Here is a 13,537-nt window from a genome sequence, read left to right on the forward strand (position 1 = left end):
CGGTGAGTAGGCGGCCGCGCCGCCTGGCATGGTCTCAGGCCGCAGCCTTGTGTTCGCGTGACGGAGCGTCGTTGAGTCGGTGCAACGCGCGAAACCTCGAAGGCGGAATCCCTTTTTGCGTGAGAAACTGCCGGTTGAAGTTTGATACGTTATTGAACCCAACGCGGTAGCAGATATCGGTCACACCGAGATCCGAACACATGAGCAGCTCACAGGCTTCATTCAAGCGCAGCCGATTCTGATACTGGATGAACGTGCAGCCGGTGTGACGTTTGAAGAAACGCGTAAAACTGCTGACGCTCATGCCCGCCATTTCTGCGACGTCGACTTCGCGCAGGTTTCCGGCGAGATTCTGCTGGATATAAGACAGCACCTGGTTGATGGTCGACGACATATAGCGCTGCGCACTGACGTTGTACGCCGGTCCGGCGAGCAGCTTCCTGCTGCTGCAGGCGATTAACTGATCGAAGATCGACATCAGCAGCATGACGCGGCGCGCACCGTGCGCACTGGAGAGTTCCTGCATGACAGGGGCGATGGCGAGGCCGAGTGCGTCCGGAAACTGCATGCCTTGCGACGCCTGGTCAATCAGCGCCATAACAGGACTGAGTTCGGCAAACGCCGCGACCATCCTGTCGACAGCATCGCGTGAGAACTGCAGCACGAGGTCGCGGGACGGAACGCTGGCACCGCCGTCGCTGTCCGTCACCCAGTTATGCGGCAGATTCGGGCCAGTCAACACGATATTGCCGGGTTGGAAGTCCCCTATGTGGTCCCCCACAAAGAACTTCCCCGAGGAGGCACGGATTACGTGCACTTCGTATTCCGGGTGAAAGTGCCATTTCGCGACCGTATGCGGATAGTCGTGCACCCAAGCCCGAAAGGACTCGTCCTGACGGGTATGGACCAACTCGAGATCCGGATTCATTGTTCTCGTCTCCACAGCAACTCTCACTTCGCGTGACATACGCGCGCTTGCACGCTAATGTACTCCGAGGCCGGACGCCGCGTGCAGGCGCGGGGCGGGTATGGGCGCCGCCGCCTCATCTGCCGCCTCAAGCGAAACATTTTCTCCGGTCGCGACGTCGAACACATGCAGATCGCGTTCGCTGAACGCGAGCTTGACGTGATCTCCCGTATGAGGCGCGGCACTCGCCGGAACCAGCGCGGTTACACGTTCACCCGAGCAGTCAACGGTAATGAGCGCTTCCGCGCCCAATACTTCAACCAGCTCCGCCGCACCGTTGAGCACGAGATCTCCGTCCGTTGTCCCGGATTCTGGAATCCGCACGAAATTAGGCCGGACTGCCAGTTTGATCGTCTGCCCGTCCTGCAAGCGCCGAAAGCGGTTCGCGCGTAGCTGCCAGTGACCGGCGGCCGACGAGACAGTCACTCGCTCGCTTGTGCATTGCACCGAGCCATCGAGAAAGTTCATCGCGGGCGTGCCGATAAAACCCGCGCCAAAAATCGTGCGCGGATACCGGTAAAGCTCGGTCGGCGTGCCTTCCTGCTCGATGTGACCGCCTCGCATCAGAATGACGCGGTCGGCTAGCGTCATCGCCTCGAGTTGGTCGTGCGTCACATAGACGGTGGTCGTTTTAAGGCGCTGATGCAAGCGCTTGATGTCAGTGCGCAACTGGGCCCGCAGCTTGGCGTCGAGGTTGGACAACGGCTCGTCGAACAGGAAGACAGAGGGCGTCTTGATCATCGCGCGGGCGATGGCGGCGCGCTGCTGCTGGCCACCCGACATGGCGCGCGGCTTGCGTTCGAGCAGGGCGTCAAGATTGAGCATGGCGGCCACTTCGCGCACGCGGCGGTCGATCTCCGCCGTGGGCGTTTTGAGGCGCCGCAGGCCGAAGGCAATGTTCTCGTACACGCTCATGTGCGGATAAAGAGCATAGTTCTGAAACACCATTGCAACATTGCGCTCGCGTGCAGGCACATCATTCACTACCCGGCCGCCGATCGACAGGCTGCCTCCGGAGATTTCCTCCAGCCCCGCGATCATGCGCAGCATCGTCGATTTGCCGCATCCCGACGGCCCCAGCAGCACGACGAACTCGCCTTCGTCGATGTGCAGGTCGAGAGGATGCAACACCGGCTGCCCGCCGTCGTACTGCTTCGTCAGCCCTTCGCAGACAATATTCGCCATGATTCAGTCCATCTCGATCTGGATCTTCACGTCCTCGGGCCGACCGGCTGCGGCTTCCTCGAACGCCTTGATGCCTTCTGAAAAGGCGAATTTGCGGGAGATGAATGGATCGACGTCGATCATTCCCGAACTGATCAGGGCCAGCGCCCGCGGGAATATATTCGCGTAGCGGAAGACGGATTCGAGCCGGATTTCCTTCGCTTGCATGGCTACCACGTCCAGCGCGACCGGCCCTGGCGGCATGCCCACCAGCACCGCGCAACCGCCTGGACACACCAGGTCCAGCAGTGTTTCGAAGACCTTCGCGTTGCCTGACGCTTCGAACACGACATCGGCGCCCCAGTCTTCGGTCACCCGGCGGACCACGTCGACGAGCGATTGCTCGGCGGCATTCACGGTGGTCACCGCAGGATTGCCCGCGAAATGGCGCAATTTCTCTTTCACGACGTCGGCCAGGATCACGCGCGACGCGCCGCCCGCGAGCGCCGCCAGGGCCGTCATTGCGCCGATGGTGCCCGCGCCGATCACGACCGCCACGTCACCGGGCTTCATGGCGGCCTTCGTGGCCGCTTGCAGTCCGATCGACAGCGGCTCGACGATCGCCCCTTGCGCGAACGAAACATTGTCGGGCAGGCGGTAGGTGAACGCGGCTGGGTGAACCACGTAGGGTGTCAGGCAGCCATGCACCGGCGGAGTGGCCCAGAATCGCACCGCAGGGTCAAGGTTATAGAGTCCGCGCATGGCCGCACGCGAGTCGAACTGCGGCACGCCGGGCTCCATGCAAACCCGGTCGCCTACCTTCAGGTGGCCCACTTCGCTACCCACCTCGACGATCGTGCCCGATGCTTCATGACCGAGCACCATAGGTTGCTCGACCTTGAACGGCCCAATGCGTCCGTGCGTGAAGTAGTGCACGTCACTGCCGCACACGCCAACGGTATGAATGCGGACCTTGACGTCGCGCGGCCCGACGGCGAGCGGTAAATCGATGTCCCGCAGGCTCAGGCGTCGAGCTTCTTCCAGTACAAGTGCCTTCACAACATTCTCCTCATTTTCCTTTGAGCATTGAGTTCAGCAAGCGGATCAGCACGCCCACGAAGATGATCGGTGGCAGCGCGAGCAGGACCGTCGACGCATTGATCACGCCCCACGGCACTTCCTGTCCGAGCGACGTAAAGGCAGACGCCACGACGGGCAGGGTGGCGCTGCGCGAGGACGTCAATGCGAGGCCCATCATCAGTTCGTTCCACACCAGCACGAAACTGAATATGATGCCGCCCAGCAGCGTGTTGCCACAGGTCGGCAACGCAATGCGCCAGAACACCGCGTAAGGTCCATAGCCGTCGAGCGTGGCGGCCTCTTCGATCTCGCGCGGCATACGCTGGAATACGGGTATCGACAGCCATGTGATGGTGGACAACGTCGTCAGCAGATAGGTGACGATCATCGAAAACCGCGTGTCATACAGACCCAGGTCTACCCAGATTGCAATGAGCGGAATCGCGATTGCCACGGGCGGCAGGAAACGCAGCGACAACAGAAAGAACTGGATGTCGCGTTTTGCGGGAACGTGAAAACGCGCGATGACATAGGCCGCCGGCACGCCGAGCAGCGTACCCAGCACGACCGCGGTGCCCACGATCACGGAACTGTTCTCCAGCGCGATCAGCACCTCCGGGCTTGAAATGACCTGCCGGTAATTGTCCAGAGTCGGCGTAAAGATGAAACGCGGCGTGGGTGTGACGATATCGAGCAGGTTTTTCAGCGAATTGAGTACCGCCCAAAGGACGGGAAACACCGCCACCACGGCGAGCGCCACGCCAAGCAACAGGATCGTACTGCGGGAGATCAGTCTTCCCATTTGTTCACCCGCTTCCAGATAAGCGTGAAAATCAAGGTTGTTGCGGCCATCATCAACACCGCCATGCTCGATGCGTACGACACCTTTCCCGCGAGACCGATCCCCTGGGAGTACGCATACAGGTCCAGCGTTTCGGTGGAGACGCCCGGGCCGCCTTTGGTCATTACGTAAATCAGGTCGAACGAGCGCAGCGATTCCACCATCTTGATGAACACGAGACTCATGATCGGCGCCTTGAGCATTGGCAGCGCGATGTACGCGTAGACCTGCCAGGTGCTCGCATAGTCGAGCCGTGCCGCCTCGAGCGGCTCGGGCGGCAGCGTTTCGAGCAGCTTTAGCACGACCACCGAGAAGAACAGCCCCCATTGCCAGACATCGACCAGTGCGACCGCATAGAGCGCGAGCCCAGGGTCCGAAAGAAAGGCCGTGTTCGTGAAACCGAACAGACCGGCCAGCCAGCTGAGGATGCCGTTGAGCGGCGAGTACATGAACTTCCAGATAAACGCCGCGGAAACGCGTGGCAACAGCACGGGAATGATCAACAAAACACTGATGGCATTGCGCAACCGGCCGTGCACGTGCTCGAACAGATAAATTGCAACGACGATGCCGAGCGCGACCGCACCGAGCACCGTGACGATCTCCCAGATTACTGAAACTTCAATGGAGTTGATAAAGCGCCGGTCGGCGGCAAGGCGCACGAAATTGCGAAACCACACCAGCTCGCTATCCGGGTAGCGCAACACGCGATTCCTGAGCGCGAGGTTGATTGCAGCGACGGTCGGGACGAATCCCAGCACCGCCATCGCAACGAGAGGCGGTACAAGAAACACGAACGGAAGGCTAGTCTTTCCGCGATTGAACATTCAGCTCTCCAGCATCGAACCACTCAGTAGCGTATGCCGCCGCTCCCGTTTGCAGAGGGGATTCGCGCGCCTCGCGCTCATCCCCGTGCTGCTGCTCACTTGCGCGCATGCTCCATGGCATCCTGCGCGTACTGGGTCGAATCGTTGAGCGCACCCTGAATGTCCTTCTGGGTGCCCGTAAAGATCTCCTCGAGCGCCACGCCGAGGTTGTCGCCGATATCGGGCCATTGCGGGCTTGGCCAGAACGTGACCTTCGACACGGGCGTCGTATCCTTCAACCCGGCGAGGATCTGCGGTTTGACGTGCTTCTGGAAGTAGTCGCTTTCGATCGTGCTGGTGCGGTTGTAGTCGCTGAATACGTTGTCGCGCAAACGCGCCTGCTCCTGTTCCTTGCTCGTCGCCCACGCGATGAACTTGCCGGCGGCCTGCCGGGTGCATTCGTCTTTCGCGCCGACCGCGGAGATGGCCAGACCATGCCCGTAAGCAGCGGAGGGCAGGGGTGCCGGCGGCCGGACGTAGCCGACCTTGTCAGCGACACTCGACTTTGTGGGGTCTTCCATCCAGTCGGCGAACGGAGTTGACTCGATCATGAACGCCACCTTGCCGGAGCGAAATGCCTCGAGTGCGTTGCTCCAGTCGTAGGTGGCCGAGCCGGGCGGTGCGTACTTGAAGAGGTCCGTGTAAAGCTGCGTGGCCTTGACGGCCGACGGCGAATTGAACGCGGGTTGCTGCTCCTTGTCGGTCCATGTTCCGCCTTCAGCCAGCATGAACGGCGCCCAGCGCCAGACGTTCATGCCAGAGCCGCGCTGGCCTCGCGCAACCCAGCCGTAAAGGTTCGGCGGCGCGTTCAGCTTCTTTATGTCGGCAACGAGTTCGTCGAGCGTGCGCGGCACGGGCATGTGTGCCTTGTCGAGGATATCCCGGCGATAAAAAAGGAAGTCGGAGCCGCCAATCAGCGGCGCGAAATACGCGACGCCCTTGTAGCTCGCTACCGCGCGGCGTCCGGGGAGGAAATCGTTGTAATCGGCATCCTTGGGGTAGTACTTCAGCAAGGGCACGATCCAGCCCGCCGTCGAGAACTCGGAGACGTTCGCTTCATCCACGTAATAGATCTGGTAGGACCCGGCACCGGTTGATGCGTCCAGTCGTGATTTCGCGCGGCGGTCGTTCTCTCCGAAGTAGCTGATTTCGATCTTCGTGCCGGTCTTCTTCTGATAGTCCGGCAAGGACTTTTCCATCACGGTGAGGCCGAGACTCTTCTGCGCAAGCACTTTGAGGACTGGTACGTCGCACGTTTGCGCGACCGACACGATCGGCACGGTCGCGCTCAGCAGCGCGCACAGTGTGCAATAGGGGAACCTTTTCACCGCTGTCTCCTTGTAGGTTTTCGTTCGAATCCGCGTTATCGGGCGGCGAGGTTTGCCTGCCGGCAGATAGCGAGCACAAGTTAGCACCTGGCCGGAGTGCCATCCACACCAAAACGGGGCAGTTTGTCTGTACTTTTTGCTCAGTTTTTGTGTGCAGCGCAAAATTTTGTGTCAGTCCGTTCAGCGGAACCCCCGGTTGTATGCGTTCTGGCGCGCCGAGAGGCCAATCGGACGCCTCTGCTGCAACCCGCGCCAGCGAATCGGTTGGCGTTTTGGGCTGAACGAATAAAAGAGTCGACGATGAGTGAGCCGAAGAGCCGGGAGGAACTTTTCGCCCACCGTCACTTTGACCGCGAAATCATTATCGGGGCGGTTCAAAGACAACAGTTCGGCCCACCCCCAACTGCAGTGGCTGGGAAACCTGCCGTTGGATTGGCTGCATTACTCCGAAGCCTGATGGAAGCGCTGCGCACACAATTCGGCCGAAGCCGACGGTGGCCGATCAGGAACATGTGGCGGTTCTGGATCGCTTCACCGACATTCTCGACCCGGTGCCGGCGCGTGTCAGCTTTCCTTATTGGCGAGTGCTCTCGACCCTAAGTCGCCACTCGCACTTCATGAAAGCGGACGCTCACTGAGCCGGTTATCGCCAATGCCAAGCGTAGCGTCGTACGTCAAAGAGACCTGACTGACCGATCGCTAGCGATCGGCAGTGCGACCGCATGAAAGCTCTGATTCACCGGGACTTGGCAAGGTACTCATTGCCCGCTGAAACAGTCGATGAGTAGATTTTGTTCGAAGCAAACTTTTCAGCCAGCGGTTGCAAGATCGAAGCATGATCGAGATTGCCCGAAAACACGCCGCCCGCCGACTCATAGGGCGACACCGAATCGCGGGAACGCTGAGCCCTGTCGTTTCAAAAGCGAAGCTCGCGATGTTACTCGGGAGACGAAGGCAGCGAATCGCTAGCTGCGTAGTCAAAAGGCGGCTGTGTCGCGTCGACGTGAGCCTCTAGCGATGTTGACGCCACGTGCAACGCGCTGTATCGCTACTGGCCGTCTTGCCTTGGGCCGTTCCGTGGCCTGTTGACGTCGCTGTTCGCGCCGTCACGGGTACCCATATTCAGACCATTGGCCTTGCCGCGCCTGGAAGGTCCCGTCGAACGGCTACTACCCGCCTTGCCGACGCCACTGCCCGTGACATCCGGTGAATCGTTTCCCCTCCCGCTGGGAGTCTTCGTCCAACCGGCGCCGGCACGGGGTGTTGCCGTCCTGTCAGCGCTGCCGCCGACCTGTGCGTATGTTATTGCCGACATTGCCATCACCAGAGCCGAAGCGAAAAACGTCTTAGTTAGATGTTTCATGGCTCACTCAAGAGAAGATAACTCATGCCGTTCACGTGAATGAGCGCCGCAAGGGTCATGCCTGTTTCGCCGATTCGTCGCTGTTGCCAAGGCAAGTTGGCCATGAAATCGACAACTAACGGTGAGGCAGCGCGTAATGTCTCGAAAAATGTCACTATGATGACCGTCCGTCGCAATGCCCGGCGCTACGCAGCGTTCCGCATTGCAGCGTGGCGATCGGTGGGCTATCTGTCTCATGAATTGGCAGTCTGAGTCTGCTGGCACACCCAGAATTACATCTATTCCTCGCTGTTTGTGCCGGCGGCCCTGCGACCGCTTCTTCAGGTTGAAGAACAAATACTCTCTGTTGGGCACGTGCCTTGCGTGCTGATGAAACACCATTCCTTGATGGAGGTGAATGATGGGCTCAATTAACCCGCAAGGCGGCACTCGAAGCGGAGCTAACATCGTCGGCGGAGGCGTCGGCGAAGGCCCGGGACCGGATGTCATGGCGGCAGCGACGCTCGACGGGACCAAGGTTATGTCTTCAGACGGCGAACACGTCGGGAAGATTTCAGACATCATGCTCGATGTCCGCAACGGTCGCATCGCCTACGCAGTGCTCTCCGAGGGCGGCTTCCTTGGCATGGGTTCCAACCTGCACGCCATCCCGTGGAGCGCGCTCACTCTCGATACGGACCAGAAATGCTTTTTTGTTGATATTGCGGCGCAGCGCCTCAAGGACGACCCGGGGTTCGACAAGGACCACTGGCCCGCGATGGCAGACGCGAAGTGGGGAGAGACAACGTACAGCTACTACAACAGGAAGCCGTACTGGTCCGCGACCCAGGAGGGAGTAGAAAGCGACCCAACGTTCCGGCCGAGCGAGCATTAAAACACTATCTGGTTAGCGGCCGCGGCGGATGCCTTATCTGCCGCTCAGCGCCTATGCCACCGTGACCTGCCTGGGTGACATAGGCGCAGTGCTTGACCCACCATACGCGCGGGAATACTCGCCACTGCAGGCCGCATCGCGCCCACCGCGAAGACCGTAAAGACGCCATGGCGATACGAGCAGGCGTCGCCCCCATGAGGCACAAAGTCGAATATCAGATGCCGAAAAAAGGGGCAATGGGCGCTTGCGCGGTTTCGACCTCAGTTTCCGCATTAATCTGTACCCGCTCCTCTTCGTTCGCGAATCTCGCGTCGAACGCGCGCTGCAACGCACGTGCCGAGGTGATCGTGATGGCTGGCGCGGCGTAGGCCGCGCTGCGCACTTTCCCAACGATTTGCAGCACCTGGGGATCGGCGCTGGAACGGCTTGCTGACGCATGATCGTAGGTACGCCGCCGCGCGGCAACGGCTCGCGCGCCGTCGCCGGCGAGGGCCCGCCCGATGCCGGCGAGCGTCGCTAGATGGACCGTCTGATACAGGCCCGTTGCGTATTGAAAGCGCTCTTCGTCAAACACGATGTCCTCCGGGAACACCTCGACCTCTGTGAACGTAGACGTGCCGCTTGCAGTGAGCGTTTGACCGATGCCGTCCCAATCGTCGACGATATTCAACCCCGGCGACTCGCGTCGCACCGACACGCATACCCCGCGCGCTTGCTGATCCGCGGCACCTACATCAAGCCAATCCGCGAACAGCGAGCCTGTCGTGTAGTACTTTTCACCGTTGAGCCAAAGCTTGCCGTCGCGTTCGGAGATGCGCGTGGAAAAGCAGTGAAAAAAAGCTCAGGCAAGTCAAGGCCGTAGCCGCCTTCGTCTTCAGGGACGCGCAGCGATCCGAACTTTTCCGCTTTTAGCCACGCGATCTGCTCGAACGGCAGTTCGTGCGCAACCTCGCGCGTAACCGCCCCTGACGCGATGTCGGCGAAGATAGGCCGGAACTTCGCCAACACGGCATCGAACTTCGGATTCGAGATGCCACCCCAACCTGCATGCAGTGCAGTCATGTTGTTTTCCTCTTTGCATTTGTCCCGCGAAGGTGCGCGCGGGATTACGCGCCATCTAGATAGAAGCGCTGACTGTCGTCACGCGCGCGCAGCTCATCCGCGCGGCCTTCCAGTACATTCACGCCGTGCTCGACGACTGTCGCTCGATCGGCGCACTGAAGCGCGACGGCCGAGTTCCGTTCGGCAACGAGAATGGACAGGCCCTCGAGTTTGTTGAGCCGTTTGAGCGCGGCAAAGATCTCCTCGACGATGAGTGGTGCGAGACCCATTGAGGGCTCGTCGAGCACGAACAATTTCGGACGTGCCATCAGCCCGCGACCAATCGCGGTCATTTGCTGCTCGCCGCCCGACGTGAAACCGGCCAATGTCTTCCGTTTCGACTTGAGCCGCGGAAACAGCGCATAGACCAATTGGCTTTGGTGTCTGGTTGCCTATTTACGGAAAGTGGCTGCGCACCCGGGAGTCCTCGGTTGCTCCGGACATACGGTCCTGTATCGAGGTCGGCCGGCTCGCTGACGGTTTGGGCTATGACTTTCTGTATGCGTCCGAGGATGTGCTGAACAGCGTGCATGGGCCATGTGCCCCGGTCTTGGACGCGTGGAGTCTGCTTTCGTCGCTCGCAGCCGTAACCCGCCGCATTGGTCTATGCGGGGCGATCAAGCCTGGATTGCGCTCGCCGCTTGTTGCCGCGCGCATGATCGGAACCGTGTCCTTGATAGCGGGCCGGCGCGTAACGGTCAACATCAAGAGCGGCTGGTGGAAGGACGAGTTCGACGCTGCGAACGTCGCCTTGGCCCGCAACCGTCGTGGAGCGCGCTGGAAAACATCGGTCCAATACTATGGGAGCACGGGGGAGACCTCGAACCGTTTGTCCTTCACGCGTTCGAGAAACACCGATTGCGTGAGCAGCGGATTCGCCATGATGGTCTTCGGCTACGTTCACTGGTTGCGGTTTATGCAGCGATAGCGACCGGCCGACACGCGGGCTACGTCACCGAGCGTTTGGCCGAAGGACTGACCGACGGAAATCCCGGGCTCCGCCCGATACCCGCCTACGATATTTTGATTCGATATTGGTTTTTTGGTCCTCATCAAGGACTGGGACAACTACTTTCGGAGGCGATCAAAAGTGAGGCGGTAAAACCGGCGCGATCGCCGATCAAAGAAGAATCGAACGGCCGAGAGTCCCAAGACCATGGCTAGCGAGGTTTAGCGACTACGCTGAACCGGATCGTCAACGTCAGAAAAGGGACATGCAGCAGCCACACGGCGTGCGACCGGTGACCGTCCGGTACGGCCGAGTCGACCGCATAGGCTGTCCGGCAGCTTTTCGGACTGAAGCGGTCTCGAGGATGGTGTCCCGCAGCGGCGACGCCGGCACAGGTCCGCCGGTTTTGTCCCAAGAAAACCGTGCTTGAGGGCACTTGCAGTATTTCGTTGAAGCGCCTCTCTTCGCGCGCCAACTTTCCCTATGGAGCCTTCTGACCTCCACGCACCTGTAGCGCTGCAAAATCTGGCGCCGGTCTGTGTGCGATGCAATTGGCGGAGCGTCTTGTGGCAACAGTGCTAGGATTGCCATCAGCTAGAGTCTCTTCGAAGTGGTCGGACCAGTGAGAAATGCCATGCAGGAAGTCAAACCAGAATACCCGTCCCAAATCGCGGATGTGGTCGCCGAACGCATAGAAAGCCTGATCGTCGACGGCGTCCTGAAACCGGGTCAAGCGTTACCGTCCGAGCGGCGTCTGATGGTCAAACTGGGTGTGTCGCGGTCCGCCTTGCGAGAAGGGTTGAAGGTGTTGCGGGCGCGCCGAATCATCGACACTGCGCACGGACGCGGGTCGTTCGTCGCGGCGCTTACCTCGCAACCCGCCCTCACGCCGATGATGCATCTTCTCGGCTCACAGCCGAGGACCCTCTACGACATTTTCGAAGTACGCGAGATGCTTGAGGCTGAATCGGCGCGTCTTGCCGCGCTTCGGGGAACGCAGGCGGATTTCGCGCTGATCACCCGCCGCTACGAGGAGATGCTCGCCGCGAACCAAAGCGACGTGGACGAGTCGACACGTGCGCGGCTCGACTATTCGTTTCATCTCGCGATCTGCGAGGCCTCGCACAACCCGGTGCTCGTGCACACGCTGAGTTCGCTCACCGATCTGTTGCTGAGTTCCGTCTTCGCCTCCGTCAATAACCTCTACCATCGCGAGGCGGAAAAGCGTGTAATCGACAGGCAGCATGCCCGTCTCTACAAGGCCGTCATCGGCAAACAGCCGGAGCCGGCACGCAAGGCTGCCGCTACTCATATCGCCACCACTATCACCTGTCTGAGAGAAATCGAAGCGGAGGAGCAGCGTCTGGTGCGGGCCACGCTGCGTCTCAAGGGCTGGGAATGACGCGGGCCGCGAGCGGGAGCACGAGTGTGCGTCCGTCCGGACACCCGCGTCGGCATTGATTCGCGCGTGAAACCGCGCCCGGCACGACCAAAATAACTGGTAGGACCAGTGCCAAAACGTCTCGACAGTCTCGTACTGGCGCGAAACAATGCGCGCTAGCAAACTCAGTTGCGGCGGCAAGCCGCACACGAATTGGAGACTCGCGATGCCCTCGCACAACCCGACAGGCGCGTCCCGCCGGCCCGCTACGGATCGATCCCGTACCCTCGCTTCAACCACAACGACCGAGTTCGAAAGCGCGACTTACGCGAAAGTGACCTGGCGTCTGCTGCCGTTTCTCTTCATCTGCTATGTCGCGGCCTATCTGGATCGCGTCAACGTGGGATTCGCCAAGCTGCAAATGCTCAGCGACCTGAAGTTCAGTGAGTCGGTGTACGGGCTTGGCGCAGGGATTTTCTTCATCGGCTATTTCGCGTTCGAGGTGCCGAGCAACATTCTGCTGCATCGCGTGGGTGCACGCGTGTGGATCAGCCGGATCATGGTGACATGGGCGTTGGTGTCGGCGGCGTCGTTGTTCGTGAAGACGCCCGCCATGTTCTATACGATGCGCTTTCTCCTCGGCGTCGCCGAGGCGGGGTTCTTTCCGGGTATCGTGCTTTATCTGACGTACTGGTATCCGTCGGTGCGTCGTGGCCGCATGAACGCGCTTTTCATGATCGGCATTCCGGTGGCTGGCGTACTCGGCGGCCCGCTGTCGGGCGGGATCATGCAGGCGTTCAACGGCGTGCGTGGTTTGTCCAACTGGCAATGGCTATTCCTGATCGAAGCGCTTCCGTCACTGGTGCTCGGCATCGTCACGCTGTTCGTGCTGCCAAACGGCATCCGCGCCGCGTCCTGGCTCGACGAACGGCAAAAGCAGCTTCTCGAGGACAACATTGCACGCGACGGACACGCAGGCGCTGAGGCGTCGCTGAGGAGCATCGTGTCGAATGGCCGTGTCTGGCGGCTCGCGGCGATTTACTTCTGTTGCATGATGGGTCTTTACGGCGTGAGCTTTTATCTGCCGACGCTCATCAAGGCGGCGGGCGTCAAGGAAGCGCTGGATGTCGGCATGCTGACTGCGGTGCCTTATGCGGTCGCGATCGTGTCGATGATTCTGGTCGCGCGCAGTTCCGACCGTCGCAACGAGCGCCGCTGGCATCTCGCGATGGCGGCCGTTGCCGCGGCAGCGGGCTTTTACGCAAGTACGCTCCATGCGGGCAATCTCGCGCTCGTATTGTTCACGCTGTCGCTCGGCACCGCTGGCGTGTTGTCGATGATGCCGGTCTTCTGGACGTATCCGAGCAGCGTGCTGACCGGCACGGCCGCCGCCGCCGGAATCGCGATGATCAATTCGATCGGCAATCTCGCCGGATTCGTCAGCCCGTCGATTATCGGATGGATGAAGGACGTGACGCACAGCACCAACGCCGGTCTGATGGTCGTCGCGGGGGCGCTGTTCGTCGGTGCGGTGCTGGCGCTGACTCAGCGCGCGCCGTCCGTAACGACACCGGCGGCGCAGCCGAGCCGGGCCTGATGCCACTCTTGCGTTGACATGTGATC

At 60.5% G+C, this 13,537-nt stretch carries 13 protein-coding genes; 4 read left to right on the top strand and 9 right to left on the bottom strand.

Annotated elements, in window-relative coordinates; all coding sequences use genetic code 11:
* Positions 1-34: 34 nt before the first annotated feature.
* The 6 genes from BC1002_RS27690 to BC1002_RS27715 all read right to left on the bottom strand — a co-directional run bounded on the left by BC1002_RS27690 (position 35) and on the right by BC1002_RS27715 (position 6,246).
* Entirely contained in the window at positions 35-928 is an 894-nt protein-coding gene (locus BC1002_RS27690) for an AraC family transcriptional regulator (RefSeq protein WP_013093300.1), read from the bottom strand.
* Positions 929-982: 54 nt separating this feature from the next.
* Positions 983-2,152 (bottom strand): ABC transporter ATP-binding protein, encoded by a 1,170-nt coding sequence (locus tag BC1002_RS27695; RefSeq protein ID WP_013093301.1) that lies wholly within the window; start codon positions 2,150-2,152, stop codon positions 983-985.
* A gap of 3 nt (positions 2,153-2,155) precedes the next feature.
* Complete coding sequence (locus tag BC1002_RS27700; protein WP_013093302.1) at positions 2,156-3,190, bottom strand: NAD(P)-dependent alcohol dehydrogenase; 1,035 nt, start codon at positions 3,188-3,190, stop codon at positions 2,156-2,158.
* A 10-nt stretch (positions 3,191-3,200) separates the two neighbouring features.
* Positions 3,201-4,013: a carbohydrate ABC transporter permease gene (locus BC1002_RS27705; protein WP_013093303.1), complete on the bottom strand. Its 813-nt coding sequence runs from the start codon at positions 4,011-4,013 to the stop codon at positions 3,201-3,203.
* A complete protein-coding gene (locus BC1002_RS27710) occupies positions 4,001-4,879 on the bottom strand; it encodes a carbohydrate ABC transporter permease (protein ID WP_013093304.1) in 879 nt (292 codons plus the stop codon). Before BC1002_RS27710 ends, BC1002_RS27705 begins: the two co-directional genes overlap by 13 nt.
* 95 nt (positions 4,880-4,974) lie before the next feature.
* Positions 4,975-6,246: an ABC transporter substrate-binding protein gene (locus BC1002_RS27715; RefSeq protein ID WP_013093305.1), complete on the bottom strand. Its 1,272-nt coding sequence runs from the start codon at positions 6,244-6,246 to the stop codon at positions 4,975-4,977.
* A 1,763-nt stretch (positions 6,247-8,009) separates the two neighbouring features.
* Between BC1002_RS27715 and BC1002_RS27720 the strand changes: the two genes are divergently transcribed.
* On the top strand, positions 8,010-8,483 hold the full coding sequence (locus BC1002_RS27720) for a PRC-barrel domain-containing protein (RefSeq protein WP_013093307.1): 474 nt from the start codon (positions 8,010-8,012) through the stop codon (positions 8,481-8,483).
* Between the two features lie 214 nt (positions 8,484-8,697).
* Here the strand turns inward: BC1002_RS27720 and BC1002_RS35730 are convergent, their stop codons facing one another.
* The 3 genes from BC1002_RS35730 to BC1002_RS27730 are packed head-to-tail and all read right to left on the bottom strand — an operon-like array spanning position 8,698 to position 9,955.
* The gene (locus tag BC1002_RS35730) at positions 8,698-9,180 is read right to left on the bottom strand and encodes an acyl-CoA dehydrogenase family protein (protein WP_049870294.1); all 483 of its coding nucleotides are present in this window, start codon (positions 9,178-9,180) and stop codon (positions 8,698-8,700) included.
* 32 nt (positions 9,181-9,212) lie between these two features.
* Positions 9,213-9,545, bottom strand: coding sequence for a hypothetical protein (locus tag BC1002_RS35735; RefSeq protein WP_049870295.1), 333 nt, complete (start codon positions 9,543-9,545; stop codon positions 9,213-9,215).
* Between the two features lie 44 nt (positions 9,546-9,589).
* On the bottom strand, positions 9,590-9,955 hold the full coding sequence (locus tag BC1002_RS27730) for an ATP-binding cassette domain-containing protein (RefSeq protein ID WP_202945597.1): 366 nt from the start codon (positions 9,953-9,955) through the stop codon (positions 9,590-9,592).
* A 17-nt stretch (positions 9,956-9,972) separates the two neighbouring features.
* Between BC1002_RS27730 and BC1002_RS39820 the strand changes: the two genes are divergently transcribed.
* From BC1002_RS39820 to BC1002_RS27745, 3 genes are all read left to right on the top strand, one after another.
* Positions 9,973-10,512, top strand: coding sequence for an LLM class flavin-dependent oxidoreductase (locus BC1002_RS39820; protein ID WP_157874801.1), 540 nt, complete (start codon positions 9,973-9,975; stop codon positions 10,510-10,512).
* Between the two features lie 655 nt (positions 10,513-11,167).
* A complete protein-coding gene (glcC, locus tag BC1002_RS27740; protein WP_013093309.1) occupies positions 11,168-11,935 on the top strand; it encodes a transcriptional regulator GlcC in 768 nt (255 codons plus the stop codon).
* A 205-nt stretch (positions 11,936-12,140) separates the two neighbouring features.
* A complete protein-coding gene (locus BC1002_RS27745; RefSeq protein ID WP_013093310.1) occupies positions 12,141-13,511 on the top strand; it encodes an MFS transporter in 1,371 nt (456 codons plus the stop codon).
* The last annotated feature ends 26 nt before the right edge of the window (positions 13,512-13,537 follow it).

It is taken from the genome of Paraburkholderia atlantica, assembly GCF_000092885.1.
In the GTDB taxonomy this organism is placed as follows: domain Bacteria; phylum Pseudomonadota; class Gammaproteobacteria; order Burkholderiales; family Burkholderiaceae; genus Paraburkholderia; species Paraburkholderia atlantica.